We start from the raw sequence: 23,726 nt of genomic DNA, 5'->3' as shown, positions 1-23,726 counted from the left end.
GCTATTTTTTTGGTCATCATAGCACGAAGTCCTAAAGCATAATTATATTGCAGTGAAAAACTGTTTATTTTATGAAAGGAAAATATGTCGTGAAAACAAAAGAAAGCTAAGGCGATGGCTTCTTTATCAAAACTTTCAAAAGCGTTCATGTTACCGATTGCATTACTACCGGTAGCTGGACTGTTCCTTGGTGTTGGTACAACAATAGTTGGACAATCAATGGAATATTCTGGAATTTGATGAGTTGGTCGTGTCTTAAGAACAACTGGGAATATACCATTCCAAAATCTTCCGGCGTTATTTGCTGTTTCAGTAGCTATAGCATTCACTAAGGATGCTGGGGTTGCAGGTCTAACAGCTATTATCGCATGATTGGTATTCAATATGTTCATGGCTGCATTTATGAAACACGGAGTAACCGAGTGAAGAATAATTGCAGACTTTAAATTAAATTGAAAAAGATTCCCGAATAATGGTTCATCAATAACTGGTGTTGCAAATACTGACTTCCACAACTTTGCATTCACTATGAGAAACCAAGGGTACATTCCACCATATCAAACAACTGGTGTTACAGTTGGTGGATTCGGTGCTCACCATATCGGTATGAAGGACGTTCTTGCACAAGATCTAACAGCAAGATTTGGTTCAACAATTAACCCTTCAGATATTACTGTATTTGATGCTAAATCAATTGAAAAAGCACCACTTACATACGATCTATGATTCTGAAAAGGAGCTCTTGGAGTTACACCTTCAATTGTTACTCCAGTTCTTGGAATCGGTGCCCAAACAGGTATGGGTAGCTTCGGTGGATCACTAAATACTGGTGTATTTGGTGGTATTGCAGTAGGTGCGTTAGTGGCAACTATCTACAATAAATTCTACAAAATTCAATTACCAAAATTTATTGCATTCTTTGGTGGTGTTAGAGCCGTTCCAATTATTGCATTTATCGCGGTATTACCACTATCAGCATTATTTATTATTCTATGACCAGGATTTGGTAACCTGTTAACAGAATTTGGTAAATGATCAGGAACTCTTCCATTAGGATTAGATTCATTTGTATTCGGTATAGCAAAACGTTCATTAATCCCATTCGGATTACACCACGTATTCTATGCACCACTATGATGAACATCAGCAGGGGGACAAATCTCAGACTTTATGTCAGCCAGCGATGTTAAATCAGCAACAACACTAACTGCACAAGGGGACCAATCAGGAATGATGGCCGTTCTAGCAGATGGTAAATTAAAAGTTCAAGATGTATGAGCTTCAGGACTACACATTGGTAGATTCCAATCAGGAGAATTTGCAATCATGATGTTTGCACTTCCAGCGGTTGCGATTGCTATGTGATTAACTGTTCCTAAACAAAACAGAAAAGCAGCAATGGGTATCTACTTCTCAGCTGCACTTACATCATTCTTAACTGGTATTACAGAACCACTAGAATTTACATTCTTATTTGTATCACCAGCACTATACTACTTAGTACATGTTCCTATCTTTGCATCATCATACTTATTGGCAAATGTTACAGGAATTAAGATTGGTATGACATTCTCAGGAGGAATGCTTGACTGAATTATCTTCGGTATTATCCCTTCATTGAACGGTCATGACACAAGATGATGACTTGTACCAATTGAAGGTATTGGATACGCTGTTGTTGAAGCAACACTATTCTACTTCATCATCAAATGAAAAGATATTCAATTACCAGGAAGAACAACTGGAGAATTGAAACTATATACAAAAGCAGATGTTCGTGGTAAAAATGGAGCCGTTGGCGGGGAACCAGGCGATAGCGAAGGTGTACCAGGCGGACAAAGAACATTAGACATTATTCAAGGTCTTGGTGGTATGGATAACCTTGAAAACGTTGATGCTTGTGCAACAAGATTAAGAGTTGCAGTTAAAAACCCTGAAAAAGTGCAAAGTGAAACACTTAAAGGGTTAGGTGCCGTAGCCGTAATTATAAGTGGTAACGGTACTCAATCAATATTCGGTGGAGAAGCAGATATTATTAAAACAAATATTAAAGAATATATGGAAAAAAAGGCGAATGAGACAGAAGATTCGCAAGTTAAAAAGGCGGTAGCATAATGAAATTAAAAACAATGGCAACACTAGGTTTGGCAGCCGGTACAGTCGCAGCATCAGGTGCAATATTCGTTGCGGTAGCAGAGAAAAATGCTGAGAAAAACAACGGAACTAAAATCTCTAAATTTGAGAATCTTATTGATAACATGGGGGTTCCTGTTAACTATGGGGAATCTCAATATGAATCAAGAATTGCACCATTTGCTGATTTAGGTTCATGACACGCTTTTGCTCTCCCAGATTACGAATCAAAAGGTTTCTGAGGTGGATTCACTCAACCTCTTATCGTTCGTAAAGAATATCCAAGATCAATTGGTAAATCTTTAGATATTCTTCAAGTTTCAGAATATGATATTGACAAAAAAGGAAATATCGTTGAAGATTCTGAAGTTAAAAGACCTTTTGGAACACTCCCTAAAAATAAAGTTCATATTAAGCAATACCCAGGTGGGCTGTGACAAGAATTTGAATTCGATGACTTTACAGTTCAACTAAACTTACGTTTTGTCCAAAATAAAACATCATACGTAAAATATAATATTGTTAATAAATCATCAAGTAAAAAAGCATTCAAGCTTTCTTGACACGGGGAAACATTCCCAGGTGCTAAAAATGCTATTCAAACTACAATGAATAAAAATGCAAAAGTTACTGAAAATGCATTTAAACGTAACAAATTCGGTCAAATCCTTTCAGGAAAAGGTGCAGGAAAAGCTCTTTACTATATCAAGAGTGCTTGAGCTAAAAATGATCTTTCTTCAAAAACTGGTAGCTCTAAATACATTCTTGCAGAAGGTAAAAATGGGCATGCTCCTGATACAGACCACACATGATCTGTTGCTAAAGTAAATAATTTAAATTACTTTAAGAATCATGCAGCTGAAGTGAAACTTGCTGAAGTAACTAAAACAACAACAAATGGTGTTGATAAATATACTTATAAAACTTCTACAGCAACTGCATCAGATTTAACACCTATTGCAGATGCTTCACAAGAAAAAGTGATGAAAAACACAATGACAATTAAATTTAATAAACCAAATGGTAGTGGTAACTTCCTTGGACATTCAGACGAATGACAATGAAACATGAAATTTGGTCAAGATGTTAACATCACAACTGGCGATAAAAGTTACGAAGCAACACTTAAAAAACCATTCATAGTTGGTGCTAATTCTTCAAATCACATGTATGTAGGTACTTCATTTACATTTACAGCTGAAGAAAGATTAGGGTTCAAATATGAAAAACACGGTGATAACGAAGGTGAAACTGTTGTTGGTCAAATATTTGGTAAAGGTTCTGCTGGTGAAGCATTAGAAAATGTTAAAGAAGCTGACAAACTATTCCAAAAATCAGTTGATAGATGAGAAAGATATATTAAAAACTTAATTGGGAATGATCCAAATAAAAACTTTGATTATCAAAAAGTTGCTGTTAAAGCAATGGAAACTCTAGTAAACAACTGAAGAGGTAATGCTGGTATGCTTGAACACCAAGGTGTTACTCCATCATTATCAATCCAATGATTTAATGAATTCTGATCATGAGATACTTGAAAACAAGCAACAGCCGAAGTTAACTTCGATCCTAAGCTTGCTATCGATAACGTTAAAGTTATGTACGATTATCAAGTTACTCAAGATCCAGAATCTAAAAAACTATGAAACTACTCAAAAGTTAGAGCGAAAAATGATGTTGGTATGATTCCTGACCTTGTTGCTTATGAACAAGGCGAAACAAACTGACGTGATACAAAACCTCCTCTATCAGCATGAGCGGTTAATAACGTTATTAATACAATTATGGATAAATTAGATCCAAATGATAAAGATCCTCATACAGGTAAAACATACAGAGAATTAGCTGTTAACTTCGGTAAATTCATGTATAACAGAATTGCTGCTTACCACGCATGATGATACTCAAATAGAGATGGTGATCATAATGGTGTTAATGAATACGGAGGAACTATCTTCGATGGTTCAGGTGGATGAGTAAATAACTCTAAACAAACAATTACAACAGCCGTTGCTTGAGAATCAGGAATGGATAATGCTCCTAGATTCGACTCAAACGGTTCATCACCAAAAGACCAAGATGCGAAAAACTTCGATAACGGTCTTGAATATACAATTCAAAGAAATAAAGACGGTACAGCTAATGGATATGTTATCCAACAAGAATCAGTTGACTTAAACTCATACATGTATGCAGAAAAAAGATACATGATTCAACTTGCTGAAAGACTTAAAGATATGGGTGTTAAATATAGTGAATTAGCTGGAAATGACAAAAATTCTAAAACTTACAAATACCTTGTAAAACCAGGTATTGAAGATAGACTTGCTCAAGTTCACAGTTTTGATAAAACTAAAAACATCATGAGAGGATTCGGTAAATCATTTGAAGGTGATATTAAAGCATTCAAAAATGACCTTAACTTCTTAGGTAACTATATTAATGACAAAATGTATGATAAAAAATCAGGGTTCTTCTATGATTTAAAATGAAAACTTGGAAGCAATAATAAACGTGACGAAAGTCAAGATATGTTACTTTCAAATCGTGGAGCTGGTCCAGAAGGATTTATTCCTCTATGAGCAAAAGCAGCTACATCAGATCATGCTTCAAAAGTTAGAGATTTCATAATGGATCCACAAGGATTCAACACATACATGCCATTCCCAACAGCAGCTAAAAATAATGAGAAATTTGAACCAGATCAATACTGACGTGGTCCAGTTTGATTAGATCAAGCTTACTTCGGTGTTCAAGGTCTTGAAAGAAGTGGATTCCACAACGAAGCAACATATATGGTTGATAAACTATATAGACATGCTGACGGGTTAATGGAAGGTGCTCCAATTAGAGAGAACTATAATCCTCTAACTGGTAAAGGGCTAAATGCGAAAGGTTTCTCTTGATCATCAGGAATGTATCTATTAATGTACAAAAACTTTATTCAAAGTAACGGAGGTAAATAATGAAATTGCTAAAATCTAAATCAATTAAAATTGGTCTTTTAGTAGCTGTTACAGCTGCAGTTCCAATTGTTACTACCTCATGTAATGTAGATCAAACTAGAGAACAAAAAGATATGCACCTTGATAAAAGTGATTTTGATTCAAAAGAATACTCAACAATCAAAGAAATGATTCAAACAACAGTTCAAGAATCTATGTTTAATCAATATTATGCAGATCAAGTTGTTTATAACTCATGAACTACAAAAAATGCTGCAACAGGTAACTGAGAGTATAATGGTAAACAAAAACGTTACTCAAATGTAAAAAATGTTGTTACTGAAAAGGATGCTAGAAGATTCTTCCTTGATGAAAAAGGTGGAATTGGTAACTTCGGTTCAGATTATGTTGGTTGAGCAATCAATCAAATCAGAGAAAATTCAGCGGTAACTAAAGACTTACAACTTTTACTAAATAAAATGAGTACTATTTACAATAGAACAATTGTTATTTATCCTACAAAAGTTGTTGTAAAACAAGGTGAATTTGTTAAAGGTAATAAAGCTACTGAAGGTAAATACTTACATGCAGAATTTAGAGCTGACTTACAAACACCTATGAAAAGAAGATTCATGAAAAAATTCATGACTCTAAATATAGACATTCCTATTGATGATTCATCTCTAACAGATGATCCGGCAATTGAAATGAAAAGACTTAAAGCAATTTTAAATGTTAAAGATGCTAAATCTATAACAACAACTACACAGTTAAGAAGAGTTTTAAGTGAAGCTTCGATTTTCGGAGGACAAGCAACTGTTGACAAAGCTAACCACTCTGTTGTTGCAGACGCTTCATTCAGTAAAATGTATAACCCAGCAAAAAGTGCTGATTTAATGGGTGGAATGTACCCATTAAACGCAGCAAAATCTGATCCTTATGTTCCAGAATTCACAGGTCAAGTTGATCTTAAAACTGGAAAAATAAATGATAAGAAAACAAGCATTGATAAAGAATATAACTTTGGTTATTGAGACCAAAAAGCTAATGTTGAAGCTAAGAAATTCAAAGGTTCTCAAAAGGTTTCAGAATTAACAGAATTCATTAAAAATAAAATGTTTGTTAATTCAGAACAACCAATCATCAAAGAACTATTTGGTAAAAATGGTAACTGAGATGTAAAAGTTGTTGCTCGTACATGAGCTGGTAATGAAGGTTCAAACTACTTCCTTTCAGATTGAATTGAAAATCTTGGACACAGAACAAACTACTTCTACTACTTCACAAATAAAAAAGATGCCTCACAAACTTTCTACATGAAAGCGGGAACATCGTTAGCGCATCCGAAAGAAGGTAATTAATGTCATTCCAAAGTACAAATATATGAGCCAGAGGAGCGGCAATGACATGAGATATATTATTTATAATTGTCTTATTCGCTGCATTCATGGTTCTACTATCATGTATCAAATGAACAATTAAACTGTTTAAAAAAGATGCAGAATTACCATTCGAGAAAAGTAAATTAACAATAGCTTTCTTTATAGGTTCAATCGTTGCAATACTTGCAATGACTATTGGAGAAATGTTATGAAGATATAATGCATTCTATGGTGTTTCATCATTCTATGTTGCATACTGATGACATTATCTAATATTCACAATATTTACTTATATTGTTGTATTGATTATTTGAATCTTCAAAGCACGTTTCTTAAAACTTTTCCCAGGGTACAAACAAGAAATAGTAGATTTCAAAGAAGGAACTGTTGCATTTGGTAAAGGAGTTGCTAATGGTGTTAAAAACACTCCACAATTCTTTGCTAAAAAAGCAAACTCTTTCAAAACTAAAAAACAGGAAAGAGATTTCCAAAAACAATCTAAAAAGAATGAACCAGATGAATTAGTTGCACCAATCGGTGGTAAATTAATTGAATTAGCAAAAGTTGATGATCCAGCTTTCTCACAAGGATTATTAGGTAAGGGTATTGCTATTCTTCCTAAAGCTGAAAAAGTAACTTTCTCAGCACCAGTATCGGGTAAAATAACAACTATTTTCCCTACAAACCATGCTTATGGAATTGAAACACCAAGTGGAACTTCAATTCTTGTTCACATTGGTATTGATACAGTTAAACTTGATGGTAAACATTTTGAATCATTAGTTAAACAAGGTGACTTTGTTAAAAGTGGTCAAGATATTATTAAAGCTGATTTAGCAGAAATTTCTAAATTAGAATATAATATAACAACCATGATTGTATGTACTCCTGAAACAAAAGGTGAACTACAACTTGAAAGTAAAGCAAAAACAATTGCTAAGAATATTAAATACGGGACAGTTACACTTCCTGTAGAAGAATAATTAGATAATTATTTGCTAATAAAGGAGAAAACATGAAAACACAAATGCCAGTATGATTATTCGCTATTACACTTATTATTTTCATAATAATAGGAATAGCAGGTATTGTGATGTTCTTCAAAACACAATCTTATAAAAAGAGTGTGTTATTAAGAAATGAAACATTACCACCATTAAAACAAATTAAGTTAAAGTGATATCAAAATTGAGGGCCAGTATTTGGTTTCTTGATAAGTGTTATTATGGCTCTTGGTGTAATGGCGGTAACCGGAATGTTTATCTCTTAAGTTAAATACACAATTATTCAAATATAAAAAGGTTTCTATTATATAGAGACTTTTTTATTCGCCTTTTTTTGTATAATTTTTGTATGAAAATTATTATTGGACCAGCAAAGACTTTTAATTTAGAAAACGTAGTCGAGTCTACAACACCAAGACCAAAATACATTATGACTGCAAAAGAAATCTTTCCTAAATTTAAAGCGCTTTCACTAGAAGAGCATAAAGAACTTTATGGATTATCAGATAAGAAGACACAAGAAGTTTACGACATGCATCAAGATCATGGTAAAAAGCTTTACTATGCAATAGAAATGTATGCGGGACATGTGTATAAAGAATTAAAACTAGATGAATATGATAAAGAATGATTAAATGAACACGTTGTAATCATCGATTCACTATATGGAATTATTAAACCATATGATTTAATCGCTCCTTATAGGTTATATTTTAATCTTAAGCAAGATATTGTTGATTTAAAAGAAATATGAGCAGATAAAATTAATGATTACTTCAAGGATGAAGATGAAGTTATCAACTTGGCATCAAAAGAGTACTCACAATTCATCAAAAGAGAAATGACAGAGTTTGAATTTGAGGGGACAAACTTCAAACTTAAAGAAGCTAGAGGTAAAAAGCTTCACGAATTAATTAAAAAGAAATAGATTTTAAAGGAACCTTAATGAAAATTAGGTTTTTTTATTTGCTTGTTTTAGACAATATCACTCACAATATCACTCACAATATCATTAACAATTGCTAAAAATGCATTCAAATATAATGGTTTGGTGTTGAAGAGTAATTCAATACTAAGGAGAGAAAAATGAATAAAAAAATTAAATTATCATTGGGAGTAGCAGCGACATTAACAGCTATAGCAACACCAATAGCAACCACCATTTCTTGTGGAAAGAAAAAAGCAAAACCTGAGACAACAAAAGATAAGAACGTTGAAACGAAAAGTGTTGAACAAGTCAATGCTGTGGTTAATTTAGATAAAATATTTGAAAATGCTAAAAAGAAATCAACTGATTTAAATGTAGCTAATAAATTAGTTAAAGAAGTTAATGGAGCTAAGTATTTCGATACAAAGTCAACCAAATATGTTGATCCTTTATATTATGCAGTATCAGACATACTGAAAGAATTAATGACTTCAATGTCAAAAGATGCCCCGAAAATAAAACCTTTACTAGGGAAATTAACTAAGAATAATAATTTTTATAAAATAACTGAAGATATAGTTGGAGGCGTAATTGATGGGAAACTTTTAGCTTTCGATAAACAAGATAAAGAACTTCATGATAAAGATATAAAAGATAATAAGAAAAACCCACATAAGATTAAAAGAGCGTCTTTAAGAGATTTATTAAATCCAAATAGACAAGGAGGTCTTTTAACACTAGGATTAGCTTTAATGAATGATACTGATAGTTTTCAAGAACTTGTTGGTATGCTTATTACTTCCGTTTGAGATAAATCAAAAGCTGACTTTGAAAAAGTTGGAATCACTGTAGGTGAGTTTACATCATTCCTAAAACAAATAAATAATTCTAAAATTACTGTTTCGATAATAATAAACGGCAAAACAATTAATTTACTTAAAGATATGAGAATAAAACTGCCTTCAATTATTTGATCTATTCTAAAGGAAACTGACAAAACATCATTAACTAAGAAATTAGATTCATTGATGTCCGTTATAAAACCATTCTTAATAAGTAAAATGCCTAAGAAACCTATTGGTAAGTTTATTATGGATTTATTGGATAGTAAAAGTAAAAAAACACCTGCAAAGAATATCTATAGCAATAACAATAATCAACCAGGTCTAGGTTCTATTTTAAGTCTGTTGAGTTCACCTGCATTAACTAAAATTCAAATAATGCTTGGAAAGATTATGTCTGGTAATTTAACACCTCTAGATCCTAAAATGAAACTTTCACAAAAAGAAATAAATGATTTAATGACTAAACTACCACTTTCGGAAAATATTAAGAAATTCGCAACACCTGTAATTTCTATATTGACTAAAATAGCTGAATTGTACCAAGTTAAATAGCATTAAAAAGCTTTTTGCGATAACCTTTGAGTTATCCCATTAATGAAAAATAGTATAAAATAAAAGTATTTTTTTGACCTATACCAGGATTAAAATAAATACTTTTGTTTTTTATTTGTTTTACCTATATAATAATTGAAGTATATAGTTTCAACCATATACTATTATTCACTTATAAAAAAAGGAGTGTTGAATGAAGAAGAAGACAAAACAAGTCTCGTTAGGATTGTTGGCAGCTGTTTCAGTAACAGTTGTTCCAATAGCCACCATAATTTCTTGCGGTAATAATAAAACTATTTCCGAGAATCAAAAGATGATGAAGAAATATGAAGAAGAAATATTGAAACATGATGATGATTCCAATAAAGTTATAGATTCAAAAGGAGTTAATTTAGTTGCATTAGGCGACTCAGTAGCCTCTGGATATACATTATTAGAAGGTATCACAGAAGATAAACATAGAGGACACTATGACAAAAAAACAAAAAAGGTAAGCGGAATTTCATATAGTTCATACATCGCCAGAGCATTCCAAGAAAAGAATGTATTAAGTGACTTCGATAACTTCGCGATAGCAGGGGCGACAACATCAACCTTAGCTAAACAACTTGATCCAAAATTCGAGTTATCTGAAAAAGAACAAGGGACACAATTTCAAGTGGATTTTCTTGTTGATGGAAAAGAAAAAGAGAGATTTAAAACAATACACAGTAAACTTCAAAAAGCTAACTTAGTAACTATATCTATTGGTGCCAATGACATATTGGGACAAATAACAATAGGTGGACAAACAATATATGATCTATTGCTTGATCCAAGTTCACTTTCATTTGAGGGTGATTTAAATAAATTTATTGATTTTGGTGATGAAACCAAAATGGAAAAAATAATTGAACAGGCAAGGTTAAATTTAATTCGTTCAATCGCAAAGATTAAAGAAATTAACCCAACAACAAAAATTGTATTGGTGGGTTACCCGATGCCAATGAATCAATTAGCGCCATTATTAAAAATGATGAAAACTGATAAGAATGGTAAAACAATCGAGGTTGCTGTTGAACTTTTAAGAAAACTTTCTTCTATTTCTACTGAAATATCAAGGAAATTTAAAACTGTTGATTACGTTGATGCTTATTCAACAAGTGAATGAGATAATAAATCACTTTCATTAAGTTCTGAATTATTCGATATACACCCAGGACCAAAAGGTTATAGGGAAATGGCAGCAACGATTCTCGCTAATTTAAATGGTGATGGCATTTCAAAAGAAGCGCTTAAATCAAACTTCTCTAATGATGGTGATATAGAAAAAAGATTGAACAAAGATTATCATTCGACTATTCTTAAATATTCGGAAAAAGATGAAAAAGGTAATTTTAAAGAAACTAAATTAGAGCCTGAAGCTCAAGCGGTACAGGACAAGGTTAAACCAACAAAATTAATTAAGTTCATGGCTAGGTCAATTGATTTAATTATGGAAAAAATAATAACTTCCAAAAAATATAATGAGAACACATTACCTGCTATAGAAACTCTTAAATCTCAAGGGGTTAAAAGAACTAAATTGTTAAATACAATAGAAAGAATTAAACCATTAATCCTTTCTATGATGAAATCTGCAAATGAAGGTTACAAAAGTCAAGATCCAAAAGTGCGTGAAGCTATAGATCAGGATTTGAAATATATATTTGCAAGAGTGGTGAAAACTATAATGGAAAAAGTTAAAACTTTCGAAAAAGCATCGCAGGATTCAATAACTAACTCTATTGGAACTAAAGCTACTACGGGAGCAATAAACAAGCTATTGGACAAATATTTCAATGTTTCTATGAAATATTTAAATTCAAATAATGCTAAATCTATGAGGTTGTTTAAGAACTGGATTTCATCAAAACAAGATGATGTAAAAATCATAGAAAGCACCCTAAACAAAGGTATTTCAGCATTTGAATACACAAAAATATAATGAGTTATGATAGAAGAAAATATCAAATAATTTTATAAAAAAAGTGTTTAATATACATATATTGGTATTGACTTTTTAAATAAAACCAATAAAATAATAAAGATGGAATTAATTTCCAAAGGAGAAAATTATGAATAAAAAAACTAAAAAGATATCACTTGGAGTAGTTACAGCATTAACAACAGTTGCTGTACCAGTAGCTACTGTAATCTCATGTGGTAAAAAAGATGAAGCAAAAAAGGATGAAGCAAAAAAAGTTGAGAAACACGCCTCAGAAAAAATAACAGCTAAAGTTAACTTTGATCAAGTTCTTAAAGAAGCTAAAGTGAAATCAACTGATCAAAATATAAAGAATGGACTAGTTAAAAAAGGTCATTTTGATAAAAACCATAATCTAATGGTAGATGGAACAGGTTCAACAACATACTTCGATACAAAGTCAACTAAATATGTTGATCCATTAAATGCTGTAATAGCTGGCACAGTGGAAGAATTGTTAAAATCAATCGCAAAAGATGTTCCGTCTATGAAACCAATTCTAGAAAAATTGCAAAAAAATGATGGTATTTACAAAATAGCGAAAGATATCATGCACGGAGCCCTTGATGTTGAAATTTTTGAAAAAACTATGGTTGGAAAAATGTCAATTAATAAAATGTTAACTGGTGGTAAAGATGGTCTAATGATGGTTATGCCAACAATACAAAAAACGCCAGACCAATTTATATTAACTATTCTAGATTCAGTTTGAAAAGAAACAAAAGCTGATTTAGAAAAAACAGGAATCACTGTTGGTGAAATCGGAACACTATTAAAAGAAATTGATGGTAAAAAAATGAGTATTTCAATGACAGTTGATGGTAAAGAATATACACTTTTAAAAGAAACAAAAGTTGAATTAAATTCACCAATTGCACAACTGATTAAAGGTATGTTCTCACCTAACAGTAAATTATTACTTTCTAATAAAATTGAAAGTTTACAAACTATGATTCATACAATGCTCCCTAAACTCCTTAAATTACCCAAAAAACCTCTTGGTGAAATCATCATGGGAGCGGTAGGTAAATTAATGAGTGGACAATCAGGAACACCTGCACCTACAACGTCTTCAAAAAATCTTTACACAGCTGCCCCTAAAAAAGATTTAATGGAAGTCTTAGAAATCATTACAAATTCAATCGCAAGAATTGCTCTTAAGAAAACTACACCAATTGAAGCTTCAGAAAAAGTAACAGTAGCGGATATTGAAGGATTAATGGATCAACTACCTATTCCGAAAGAAATAAAAGAATTTGTTAAACCAATCGTTTCAATATTCACAAAAGTAGCTGAATTATACCAAGCATAATTTAATAATTAATAAACAACCTACACTGGTTGTTTTTCTTTATAATTAAATCATGGAAAAAATAGAAGAAAAAATAACCTTTGCAAAGCTTAAAAAACTACTTACATGTCAACCTTATTTTGTTTGACATTCAATTGATGATTTAGGTTTTGATAAAAATGAAGATGATAATGATCAATTCACATTTCAAATACCCGGAATTATAGATATTATTGCCCCAACAATTACAGAAGTTCAAACAAAAACATTCCATAGAGTTAATAGAGAATTCTTTGAATATGTTCGTTCTATGGGTAGAGCGGCTTGAACTCCAAAAATGATGTCTATGGAAGAAAGAGCAGAAGAAACTAAGAAAATGATGAGAAATCCTGGGATTGATATTATATTTGAACCAGTATTCCAATATGGTGATGCTTTCGCAGTTCCAACTTTATACGATAAAAAGAATAAAAAGATTTCAAACTTAAAAATTTCTTCTTCAACAAAAAGGATAGATTTGGTGAAACCTTATTTTGATTATCAAATAGCTGATAAATGCAAGGTTCCTGTTAATGAAATTTCTTACTTTGTTCTAGATACTAAAAAATATAAAGCGTTTGAAATCGGGTTTTATGAAACATTCAAAGTTAATACTTCATCAACTGCAAGGAATGATAAAAACGCTAAAGAACATAATGACTTTGTTACTATGCGTAAAAAGAAAACTGGTAACGGAGTTAATAAAAAGGGTGTTCACGATGAACAACACACAATATTTGATATAGTTGCTTGTGCAACACCATTTGGACCTAAAAAGAACCCTATTATGTTTGAAGGTATTGATTATTACTTAAGATTAATTAGAGAAGCCAAAACAGCTAGTTTCCAAGATGGTTTAACACCAGAGGATAATGGTAAGTTTGGAGCAAACCCTATGGTTTCTACTATTATTGAATACTTACACCCGGAATTCATGGGATACAATGGTAAATTTGTTAAGAAAAAAGATATTCAAGAAGGGAAAACTCTTCAAGAAATAGCAAAAGATAGTGTTCTTGTTGATGCTTTAATAAATCGCTCTTTATCAATTACAGATAGAGATGATGCTATGTCATATATTGATAAGCTAGATAATTCAAGAGTTATTTGATATGACTTTGAAGGATTCTCATTACCATTCCCAACTATTGATGGATTCAATCCATTCCAACAAGCAACTTTCCAAGTTTCTATAATTGAAACTAATAAAATGGAAGAAACATCAGGGATTAATCATATTTTTGACCCTAAAACATTTTCATATACAGACTTCCCCAAAATGATAGATTTAATCTATTCAGGTGGAGCGGATTACTATGTTGTATTTAATGCTGGTTACGAAAACCCAAGAATGTTAGAAATGGTTGCAACACTTAGAGATATGAATTATCCTGGTTGAACAGAAGTTCAAGATAAGGTTTATTGAATCATCGAAAGAACAGTCGATCTTGCAAAACCTTTTGCAGCTGGTTCAAAAGACAGTCTTCCAGTTATATTCATCCCTGAACTTAAAGGAAAACATTCAATTAAATTAATTGAAAAATACATTACAAAACACAAATATTGATTCAAAGATATGATTAAACCATATAAAGATTTAACAATCCAAAATGGTGGTATGGCTATGGATGCAGCTATCCAAAGAGCTATCAATGTTATTGGAGATGAAGAATGAACTGAAAAGCAAGTTGTTCTAAAAGAATATTGTGAAAATGATGTTCGGGCAATGATAATGGTTTATACATTAATTAAAGAACTATTAAACGACACTAAGTAGTGTTGTTTTTATATAAAAAAACACCATGATGGGTGTTTTTAATTATTCGAATCAATAGTTATAGAATCTACCAGAGACATCTTTAATATCTGAAATAGAAATAAATGCTTGTGGATCTATATTTCTTATTGAATCAACAAGTATCTTTTTCTCTTCTGAAGAAACTATGAAGTTAAATTCATAACGTCTATCTGTTTTGTATGCTGAACTTACTTTGTGATATGAGTAAGGTCTATTAAATAATAAGTTGATATCTAGATATCTAATAACTGCATCTTTCTTAGTTGTAAATAGTTTAATCTCAGTCTTTTTAGATTTAGGGAATACTTTATCTAAAGTCATATTTGAAGTTCATGCGAATATCATTGAACATATTGCAGCGGTTGATGTTGCAGCGACAATAACTTCATCATGATCGATTATTACTTTATTTACTGTTATACCTATTGCAACAACGAATAAAGCTATTATCAATGAAATGAATCCAATTGGTTTATTCTTTTTAGCTGATAATCAAGTAACAACAAATTTAGAACCACCAGTAGAACCACCAGCTTTATAAATTAAACCTACACCTACACCATATATAATCCCTCCAATAATAACTGAAATGAAAGGAAGGGTATAGATTGCTCATTCAACTTTATTCTGTTTATAGAATTCCACTGTATGACCAAAAGGTTTCACGAAGCTGTAGAGGTGTGAATAATCAAAAATGAAAGAGAAGAGATATTGAGTGGCAATAAAAATAATTGTTATTATAGTGAATCTCTTCCCTAATTTAAATCAACCAAATATTGCAAATGGTATATTAGCAATAAAGAATATTACATAAGACATTGAAGTTGATAAAGAAGGTGTGAAACTTTGTCAAACATAGAATAATGTTTGAGTTATACCTCTAAGTCCAACATTATATAAACCTCATGGTTTTATAAATACATCCAAGGCTAAAGTTGTAATTATCGCAGCAAGAATTAAGAGTAAAGTAGTTTTGATATTTTTCTTTAAAGGAGTTGCTAAACGAATATATTTCTTAGGTTTTTCAGCAACCCTATCTTTATTTCTTGAAGTTAAATAGTGGGTAGAAACCGGTCTTGAATATTTCTTTTGTAATCTTTTTAATTCAAAAGTAAGTTTTTTACTTTCGATTTCCTGATCTCAATTAACACTTTCACTTTTTCTTCGTTTAAAATCATTTTTTAATTCTTCGGCTTTTGATTCAAAGATGGCTCTTCTAAATAATTTTTGATTTATTAAAGCGTTATATTTGAAAGCATATTTATTTTTACATCTTATTAATTCTGTTTTTCTTTGCTTTCGAAGAGCTTTAACTTCTTGAGTTGAAGTTGCATTAGCAATCTTCTTTTTATATTTGGTTTCAATTCTTTTCTTGCCTGATTCATAAGATGTTTTTGCGCTAGCAATCTTTTCTTTGTATGAATCAACACTTATTTTATTAACTTTTTTTATTTCGTTTTCCATTGATGCCTTCCTACATTAAAAAATGTTTTGTAATTAAATTATACGATTCAAACGAATAAAAAGAGTAATAAGAGTTTTTTTATTGGAAAAACAACATCATTTTTTATGGCCTAAGTGGCAAACTCCCCTTTTATAAAAACTTAATATAATGCATTTTCTATTTAAGAGAAATATTTAATTATTAAAATAATAATTGGATTTGTAGATGAAATAATCAATGAATTTTATTGTTTATAGTTTCTTATTGACGAAAAGAATAAATTTTTTTACAAAAAAGGTATTTTTTTATATATAATAATTAAGCACTATATGAAAACCATGTGGAGAAGTAGCTCAGCTTGGTAGAGCGCTACGTTTGGGACGTAGTGGTCGAAGGTTCAAATCCTTTCTTCTTCACCATTTGGGGGGGTAGCTCACTTGGCTAGAGCACCTGCCTTGCACGCAGGGGGTAGTGGGTTCGATTCCCATCCTCTCCACCATGTCACGGTAGCTCAGTTGGTTAGAGCATCCGGTTCATACCCGGAAGGTCGAGAGTTCGAATCTCTCTTGTGACACCAAATGGAATTATTCCGTCGTACGTGGACCTATAGCTCAGTTGGTTAGAGCACTCGGCTCATAACCGATCGGTCACAGGTTCGAGTCCTGTTGGGTCCACCATATCATCCTTTTTAGAGGATGTTTTTTTTATGTCTTTTTTATATCGATTGTTATTATGTGAATAAAAAAACAAACACCTAAAGTGTTTTTGTTTAATATTATTTATTAGTTACGTATAAGTCGCGTAATTGTTTAAGAATTGATTGAAGTTTATCTATAACAACACCTGAAATTCCTGTAACTTCTTCCATGTGTTTTTTAAGTCTATTTGTAAGAGGGAAAGCGTTTGCATTTGGCTTTAGACCACCTTCACCACTTAGTATTGCATCTGCTAGGTAAAGAGCGTCATCAACTACTGGTTGAATATCTTGCATATCTTTCTCAAAAGTTTCATAAAGATCTTCTCCTTTTTTCAAGTGGAATAAGTTATCTAGTGAATCTTTATTTAATTTTCCTTTTTCAACGAAGATATCAGCCATAACAACATTGCCCATTACAACCTTTAACTCAAGATTTTTAGAAAGTAGGGGGGAATCTTCCATTTTCAACATGAAAGGAGCCGCTATTGTTAATAAAGGACCTAAGTGACCCAAGACAGGTCCAAGTTTACCTTCGTCGAAAGGAACAAAGTTAGTTTCAAAGTAATCTTTTAATTGATTCATTAAGTTATTTTGATTTCTGGCACCAATATGGAAGATATCTTTTAAACTTTTACCTTTTGAAGTTTTAAAATCATTCACAAAGAAGTTTTTAATGAATTCAACATCTTTTTCAGACATTTTTCCTAATTTATCAAGTAATACATCTTGTGAATTTAGTTCATCAATTATTTGATTAATTAAGTTAGCAATTAGAACTGAAAGTGGATCTTTATAACTTGAATCAGAAGTGTCGAATATCTTTACTTCTTTTTCATTTATTTGTTTTCTTACTTTTTCTTTGAATTCGCTATATTTCTTAACTTTAAGTTTATTGTTATCTTTAGCTTCTTTTGCAGTATCGATTGCTTTTTGTATGTCTAATTTAAATGTGTAATCTGCTTTTACGTTTATTTGGTGTCTAACGTTTGGATTAATTTCCTTTTCTTTTGAATCTTTTGAACATGCAACTATTGGTAATGCTACTGCAGTTGTAAGAACTACAGAACCTAGTGTTAATGCTATTTTCTTTTTTTTCATAACTTTCTCCCTTTGTTTTCTCTTTAATTTTGATAATTATATGATAAATACTTAGAAAAAACAATTATTTACAATCAATATAAAAATAAAATAACAAGAAATATATTGTGAATACAAAATATGAATCAACAAAATAACTAACATTGTTAATACAAAAGATAGATAAATCATTATGCTATAATAAACACATGTTAAATAAAAAGATATTCGCGCTAATGCCATTAACACTTGTTGTAACACCATTTATAGCAGTCAGTTGTGGTAAAACTACAGCGCCTAAAGACACAAAAAAAGATACAAAAACAGAAACATCAAAGGAAAATAAAAAACCAACAAATATAGTTCCAATAGATATGAGTAAAAACATAAATAACTTGGAAACAATTTCAAAAAATAAAAAGAACGTAGTTGTTTTCTTTGCGGATTCACTTGTAGGTAATTCAGTTGCTAATTATGTAAATAATAATGATGCAATAAAAAAAGATATGCAAGGGTTTACAGCTTACGATAATATAGTTTCTTCGAACTATACTAACTTAGGAGTTCCAGCTATAGTTGGTGGTTGAGATTACACATTAAACGAACAAAAATACGGAAAACTTAAAGATGTAAAAAGTTCAGAGATTTTAAACCAAGCTTACGACAATATGATGGGTATGATGGAAAAAGCGGGTTATGCACAGCAATGACATGCGATGCAATACTATAATGATCCAACAGGAACATGAGCTGTTACACCAGAAAATGCAATGAGTAGAATTGGAAAAGGTAGAAATATCACAGTTACTGATTCAAAAGGTATTAACAAGAATTTCAAGAAACCTGAAACTGATGGTCCAGTTGCTGACTTAACTGCTTCAGTAGCTATCAAAGATAATATTAAAGCTGCTGATACTGAAAAACCGATGTTTAAATTTATCTTCTCAGAAGCAACACACCTTAAGTTTGCTAGATTAGAAAACAATAAAGCTGTTGAAGGTGATGGAACAGATATCGCTAAAAATAAATCAATGGAATCAACTATTGGCATATTCCAAGAGTTAGTATCTAAAATTAAATCATTTGGTGATGAAGTTTATGATAATACTATGATTGTATTTGTTTCTGATCATGGTGCTGCACATGATGGTGCTGATAAAGACGCGTTTAAGTATTCTTCTGATGATATGAAAAAATTCGTTAAAGATTTTGATAAATATAAAGATGTTAAAGAAGCATTTGGATATTATTCAATTTTCAGAAATAACCCTTCATTAATGATGAAACCATTTAAAAGCAATGGTGCTTTCAATCTGGATCATAAAACACTACTATCGATTTATGATGTGCCACAATTAATTAAAAATGAATTAAATGAAAATGGTTCAAAATTTGATTACGATTTAAACAAATCAAAAAATCATATGTACAATGAAAATCCACTTAAGCTTACAACAAGAACTCTAGATGTTTACAACGAAAGAAGTTGAGCTATTGATAAAAAATACGGAAGAGATCACACAATTCCTGAAATTGCTTTACAAGTGAAAGATAGTATCTTTGATATTAATAACTGAAAATGATCTCCATTCATTAAAGAAAAGAATTGACAAGCATTCCCCAAATTAACAAAATAATATAAAAAAAGACCTTTTAGGCCTTTTTTTATTTGCTTAAAGTCTAAAAAAAGTATAGAAAAACAAAGAGGGATTCGAACCCCCGCGGGCCGTGAAGCCCCTGCTGGTTTTCAAGACCAGTCCCTTCAGCCAGACTTGGGTATTTGCCCATTTGTGAAGTGCTTAATTATTATAATATAAAAAAAGAATTTTTTGCAAGAAATTATTAGAAACTTTTTTAAAACTAAAAAATGATTAATGATAGGTTCAATACTTATACCTTTATATTGTGTATAATTTAAAAAATAACAAGGAGTACAAAATGGCACTACAAAGAGATAACAGAGCATTAATTAAATTTGAAGGAAGAATTGGTGGAGATTCATATGAAACATCAACAGCTTTCCCTGGCGGAACTTCAAGAAGAACATATCCATTAATCATTGGATCAAATTCATTCATTGGAGCTGGTAAAGATTTTACAACAGGTAAAGAATACAAAGGTTTCGAAGAACAATTAATAGGAATGGAAAAAGGAGAGAAAAGAATTATTGAAGTTATTTTCCCTCAAAACTATCACGCAGCAGAATTTGCAGGTAAAGTTGCTCGAAGTTGAATTAGATGACTACTCATAAGGTGAGTGGTTTTTTCTTTATTGAATAAAGTTTCAAATGTTTACAAAAAAGTAAAAACAAACATTTTTTTGATAAATAAATAACTTTTTTAGTTAAAAAACTATATAATATATTTTATGAACGCACAAGAAACAAAACAAATAAGTAATGCACTTTTAATATTCGAGACAAAGATACAAAAAGTACAGCTTAGAGAACTTAAAAAACAAGGTTTAAACATTTCTCATAGAGAGTTAATTTACATTGTTTTTATTAAAAATAATGAAGGTAAAAGAATGCTCGAAATTGGGAAAGAAATGGGATTAAGTAAAGGAGCATTTTCAAATACAGTTAAAACTTTGGTAGAAAAAAAATTAGTAAGGAAAGAAAGAATGGAAGATGATAAAAGAGTTATCATACTTACATTAGATGAAAAGGGTGAAGAAGCATATAAAATTCACGGTGAAGCAAGAAGAAAGATAACTAATTCTTTGACTAAGTTATTATCAAAAGAAGAGCAAGAATGATTTGTTGCTGTAACTAGTAGATTACTTTCTGAATGAACAAGAAATAATGCATTTTTTTATTTTAAAATAAGTTTAATTCTGCTTTATGCTAAAATAATAACAGTAATAAGTTTCATATTAAAACTTTATATAGAGGAGGAAGAATGAAAAACATGTCAACAAAAAAGAAGGTGTCGGTAGTACTTTCGATAGTAGCAGCAATATTAACAGTAATAGCTTTAATAATTAGTGTTGTTTTCGTCGCTGTTGCAGGAAGTACAATTCATACTCAAACACAAAATTACAGTGTGAATCAAAAAACTATTATGTGAATTGCGGATTTAGGGAAGCCATTTTTTGGTAGTTCAACAGAAATTGCTATCTTAGGTATTGCATTATCATTCATATCTTTAATTGCAATTACAATACCATGAATTGTGATTCTTGTTAGGAAGAAAAGGAAATCAATTTCATTCAATGGTTCAAAAATCGTTATTGGTATTTCGGCAGTAACAGCAGTAACAGCAATTACAGGTATGGGACTTGCTTCAGTAGCAACTGTTGATTTTGTGAAAAATACAAACATGAAAAACGTTTCTACTTATTTTGAAGAAAATGCGGTTAAGATTTCAGAAGATAGAGAAGAAGCAGCTAAAGCAGGATTACTTTATGTTCTGGCTAACAAAGATGATCTTGCAGCTTTCTCGGAAGCTTCAACAGTACAAATGTCTATTGCTTCAACAGTGTTTGCTGTTGTTCAAAAAGAAATCAAAGAAAAGAACTCTAAAATCCTTGGTGAACTTAAAGAGTTTTCAAAGAAAAATCCAAATATTTATGAACCGGTAAAAGGTAAGTTTTTGGGTAATTTAATTAAAGGTACTGCAAAAGAATCTGCAGCAGAAGTGTGAATTAAAAATCTTCCTTCTTGAACGGACTTAATGCAAGAATCTAAAAAGATTGTTCATGGAGCGAATATCCTAGTAAATAATGATGCATACATGAATCTAGTTTCTGGTGATTATCCAGAAATACATAAACTAATTAAAAAGACATTCGATAATAATGAAGCATTAGCATCTATCCCATATGCTGCATATCCTCCAAAAACTCAAAAGATTTTAGGGCAACTAGGATTCTTTAAAGAAGATAAAGATGGAAAAGTTAAAGAGGGTGTTTTTGAATGAACAACTAAATTAGGTTTATCAGCAACTAAATTTGAAAAACGTGTATTAGGTACAATTGCAAAAATGTTTAAACTTCCTTACAAAACACATGAGGATCAAGTTAAATCAAGAATCACATTACTAGAATGATTAAATACAATCATCAATGGTATTGATTATATTTCTAAAGATGAAACATTGAAAATCCAAAAAGATTTCAATAATATTCAAGGTGATTACATTACAGCAACACCAGATAAAATCTACATGCCAACAACTAAACAAGATGGTACTTTCTCACTTGAAAAGAAAGATCAAATGCTTATGGGCGAAGTCGGAGATAATACATATGATATTAAGTTAAACATGATGAAATACATCCTTTCTAACCTAACAAAAGATAAGGGTGGTATATTCGATGCTTTACATGCAAGACAAGCTAATATGACATCATTATCATTCATTGAACACATGTTGCAATCAAAAGGTTTAAAAGCAATGGTTAATCAATATCCTTCTATGAATAAATATTTTGATAATAAAAATAAATACATAGAAACAAAAGAAGCTAAGAGTTTAGCTAAGAAGATAGAAAATTTCGTAAAATAATCAATCATAAATTCACTTTGTAATGAGTGAATTTTATAATACCCTTAATAAAAATGTGTATAATTCTTTATATGAAATTAGGAATAATAGTAGACTCAGCTTCTGGTATCTCAGAGAAGGAAGCAAGAGCAAAAGGATGAGGTTATTTACCTCTACATATTTTTATGGATGGTGTTGATTACGCCGAAGGAAGAGAAATTACTGCGGAAGAAGTTTATGAAACTTTAACAATTGAAACTGCAACAAGAACTTCTTCGTCATCTTCAGCTGACATTATCAAAGAATTCAAAACTATGTCTGAAAAATTTGATCATGTAATCTTCTATCCATTATCTTCTGGTCTTTCTGGACAATATTCAACAACATCAATGTTCGCAAAAGAATTTGATAATGTTCATGTTTTCGAATCACACTCACTTTCTTTACAAGCTAAGTGAAGTGCTGAGTATGCTGAAAAACTTGCATCAGAAGGAAAGTCAATTGAAGAAATACTTTCAGCATTAGAAAAAACAAAGGATAACGCTTTCGCTGTTGTGGTTCCAGGGACATTGGAATGATTAGTTAAAGGTGGAAGGGTTAAGTCTAATGTAGCTTCAATGGCTAATATGTTAAAAATTGTTCCTATGATTAAATTTGAAAAAGGTGAACTTTTAAAATACGGTAAAGGTAGAACATTTAATAAAACCGTTATCAAAGCTGTTAAAGGGGTTCAAGAACATTTTGATGGAGAAGAATACAAATTACTTGTAATACACACTTCACACCCTGAATTAGATAAGCATGTTAAAGTTGCTGAAGAGATGACTGGTAAAAAAGCAATCGTTATTTCTTTACCATCTGTAATTACAATGCACGTTGGTTTAAAAGCAATAGTTATTGCTGGTGTTAAAAACTTTGAATAATTAATCCTGTTGGGATTTTTTTTATTTGCGAATAAAAAAAGACAAGCAATTAAGCTAGTCTTTTTTAAATGAATGTTAATTAAGCTACGTATTTTTCTGGGTGTTCTTTCATCATTTTAGCGATGAATTCTTTTTTATCCATTTTTCCGTATTTGTTCATTAATTCAACACATTCT

The 23,726-nt window shown here is 31.0% G+C and carries 17 protein-coding genes and 5 tRNA genes; 19 read left to right on the top strand and 3 right to left on the bottom strand.

Annotation, left to right across the window (positions count from 1 at the left end; genetic code table 4):
* Positions 1-84: 84 nt before the first annotated feature.
* The 10 genes from C4B25_RS00650 (at position 85) to C4B25_RS00605 (ending at position 14,901) form a co-directional block, all read left to right on the top strand.
* Positions 85-2,115 carry a PTS transporter subunit EIIC gene (locus tag C4B25_RS00650; protein WP_131613139.1) on the top strand — a complete coding sequence of 677 codons (2,031 nt, stop codon included), beginning with the start codon at positions 85-87 and terminating at the stop codon, positions 2,113-2,115.
* The gene (locus tag C4B25_RS00645) at positions 2,115-5,099 is read left to right on the top strand and encodes an MGH1-like glycoside hydrolase domain-containing protein (protein WP_131613138.1); all 2,985 of its coding nucleotides are present in this window, start codon (positions 2,115-2,117) and stop codon (positions 5,097-5,099) included. Before C4B25_RS00650 ends, C4B25_RS00645 begins: the two co-directional genes overlap by 1 nt.
* Positions 5,099-6,439: a hypothetical protein gene (locus C4B25_RS00640; protein ID WP_131613137.1), complete on the top strand. Its 1,341-nt coding sequence runs from the start codon at positions 5,099-5,101 to the stop codon at positions 6,437-6,439. Before C4B25_RS00645 ends, C4B25_RS00640 begins: the two co-directional genes overlap by 1 nt.
* Complete coding sequence (locus C4B25_RS00635) at positions 6,439-7,443, top strand: PTS sugar transporter subunit IIA (protein WP_131613136.1); 1,005 nt, start codon at positions 6,439-6,441, stop codon at positions 7,441-7,443. The genes C4B25_RS00640 and C4B25_RS00635 overlap by 1 nt, the downstream gene beginning before the upstream one ends.
* 32 nt (positions 7,444-7,475) lie before the next feature.
* Positions 7,476-7,730 carry a hypothetical protein gene (locus tag C4B25_RS00630; protein WP_131613135.1) on the top strand — a complete coding sequence of 85 codons (255 nt, stop codon included), beginning with the start codon at positions 7,476-7,478 and terminating at the stop codon, positions 7,728-7,730.
* Positions 7,731-7,813: 83 nt separating this feature from the next.
* Entirely contained in the window at positions 7,814-8,392 is a 579-nt protein-coding gene (locus C4B25_RS00625) for a YaaA family protein (protein WP_131613134.1), read from the top strand.
* 158 nt (positions 8,393-8,550) lie between these two features.
* On the top strand, positions 8,551-9,789 hold the full coding sequence (locus tag C4B25_RS00620; protein WP_131613133.1) for a hypothetical protein: 1,239 nt from the start codon (positions 8,551-8,553) through the stop codon (positions 9,787-9,789).
* Positions 9,790-9,982: 193 nt separating this feature from the next.
* Positions 9,983-11,755, top strand: coding sequence for an SGNH/GDSL hydrolase family protein (locus tag C4B25_RS00615; protein WP_131613132.1), 1,773 nt, complete (start codon positions 9,983-9,985; stop codon positions 11,753-11,755).
* Positions 11,756-11,885: 130 nt separating this feature from the next.
* The gene (locus tag C4B25_RS00610) at positions 11,886-13,106 is read left to right on the top strand and encodes a hypothetical protein (protein ID WP_131613131.1); all 1,221 of its coding nucleotides are present in this window, start codon (positions 11,886-11,888) and stop codon (positions 13,104-13,106) included.
* Between the two features lie 52 nt (positions 13,107-13,158).
* Positions 13,159-14,901, top strand: coding sequence for a DUF2779 domain-containing protein (locus C4B25_RS00605; protein ID WP_131613130.1), 1,743 nt, complete (start codon positions 13,159-13,161; stop codon positions 14,899-14,901).
* Between the two features lie 42 nt (positions 14,902-14,943).
* Here C4B25_RS00605 and C4B25_RS00600 read toward each other — a convergent pair whose 3' ends face one another.
* Positions 14,944-16,386 (bottom strand): YitT family protein, encoded by a 1,443-nt coding sequence (locus C4B25_RS00600; protein ID WP_131613129.1) that lies wholly within the window; start codon positions 16,384-16,386, stop codon positions 14,944-14,946.
* Positions 16,387-16,708: 322 nt separating this feature from the next.
* Here C4B25_RS00600 and C4B25_RS00595 point away from each other — a divergent pair.
* The 4 genes from C4B25_RS00595 (at position 16,709) to C4B25_RS00580 (ending at position 17,043) form a co-directional block, all read left to right on the top strand.
* A tRNA-Pro gene (locus C4B25_RS00595) sits at positions 16,709-16,785 on the top strand.
* A 3-nt stretch (positions 16,786-16,788) separates the two neighbouring features.
* Positions 16,789-16,865, top strand: a tRNA-Ala gene (locus tag C4B25_RS00590).
* A 1-nt stretch (position 16,866) separates the two neighbouring features.
* Positions 16,867-16,943 (top strand) — tRNA-Met (locus tag C4B25_RS00585).
* A 23-nt stretch (positions 16,944-16,966) separates the two neighbouring features.
* Positions 16,967-17,043 (top strand) — tRNA-Ile (locus C4B25_RS00580).
* Positions 17,044-17,141: 98 nt separating this feature from the next.
* Here the strand turns inward: C4B25_RS00580 and C4B25_RS00575 are convergent.
* Positions 17,142-18,161 (bottom strand): hypothetical protein, encoded by a 1,020-nt coding sequence (locus tag C4B25_RS00575; RefSeq protein ID WP_131613128.1) that lies wholly within the window; start codon positions 18,159-18,161, stop codon positions 17,142-17,144.
* A gap of 188 nt (positions 18,162-18,349) precedes the next feature.
* On the opposite strand from C4B25_RS00575, the gene C4B25_RS00570 reads away from it, so the two are divergent.
* Positions 18,350-19,777, top strand: coding sequence for a sulfatase-like hydrolase/transferase (locus tag C4B25_RS00570; RefSeq protein ID WP_131613127.1), 1,428 nt, complete (start codon positions 18,350-18,352; stop codon positions 19,775-19,777).
* A 59-nt stretch (positions 19,778-19,836) separates the two neighbouring features.
* On the opposite strand, the gene C4B25_RS00565 is transcribed toward C4B25_RS00570, so the two are convergent.
* Positions 19,837-19,926: transfer RNA gene (locus C4B25_RS00565), tRNA-Ser, on the bottom strand.
* Positions 19,927-20,078: 152 nt separating this feature from the next.
* Between C4B25_RS00565 and C4B25_RS00560 the strand changes: the two genes are divergently transcribed.
* The 4 genes from C4B25_RS00560 to C4B25_RS00545 all read left to right on the top strand — a co-directional run bounded on the left by C4B25_RS00560 (position 20,079) and on the right by C4B25_RS00545 (position 23,550).
* Positions 20,079-20,474 (top strand): FKBP-type peptidyl-prolyl cis-trans isomerase, encoded by a 396-nt coding sequence (locus C4B25_RS00560; RefSeq protein ID WP_131613126.1) that lies wholly within the window; start codon positions 20,079-20,081, stop codon positions 20,472-20,474.
* Between the two features lie 33 nt (positions 20,475-20,507).
* Entirely contained in the window at positions 20,508-21,077 is a 570-nt protein-coding gene (locus tag C4B25_RS00555) for a MarR family winged helix-turn-helix transcriptional regulator (RefSeq protein WP_131613125.1), read from the top strand.
* On the top strand, positions 21,041-22,648 hold the full coding sequence (locus tag C4B25_RS00550) for an Asp23/Gls24 family envelope stress response protein (RefSeq protein WP_131613124.1): 1,608 nt from the start codon (positions 21,041-21,043) through the stop codon (positions 22,646-22,648). The genes C4B25_RS00555 and C4B25_RS00550 overlap by 37 nt, the downstream gene beginning before the upstream one ends.
* Before the next feature lie 71 nt (positions 22,649-22,719).
* Entirely contained in the window at positions 22,720-23,550 is an 831-nt protein-coding gene (locus C4B25_RS00545) for a DegV family protein (RefSeq protein WP_168380651.1), read from the top strand.
* Positions 23,551-23,726 lie beyond the last annotated feature (176 nt).

The sequence above is a fragment of the Mycoplasma todarodis genome (assembly GCF_004335995.1).
GTDB lineage: Bacteria > Bacillota_I > Bacilli_A > Mycoplasmatales > Metamycoplasmataceae > Mycoplasma_K > Mycoplasma_K todarodis.
The sequence above is the reverse complement of the archived record's forward strand: the minus strand, read 5'-3'. Positions and strand labels throughout refer to the sequence as shown.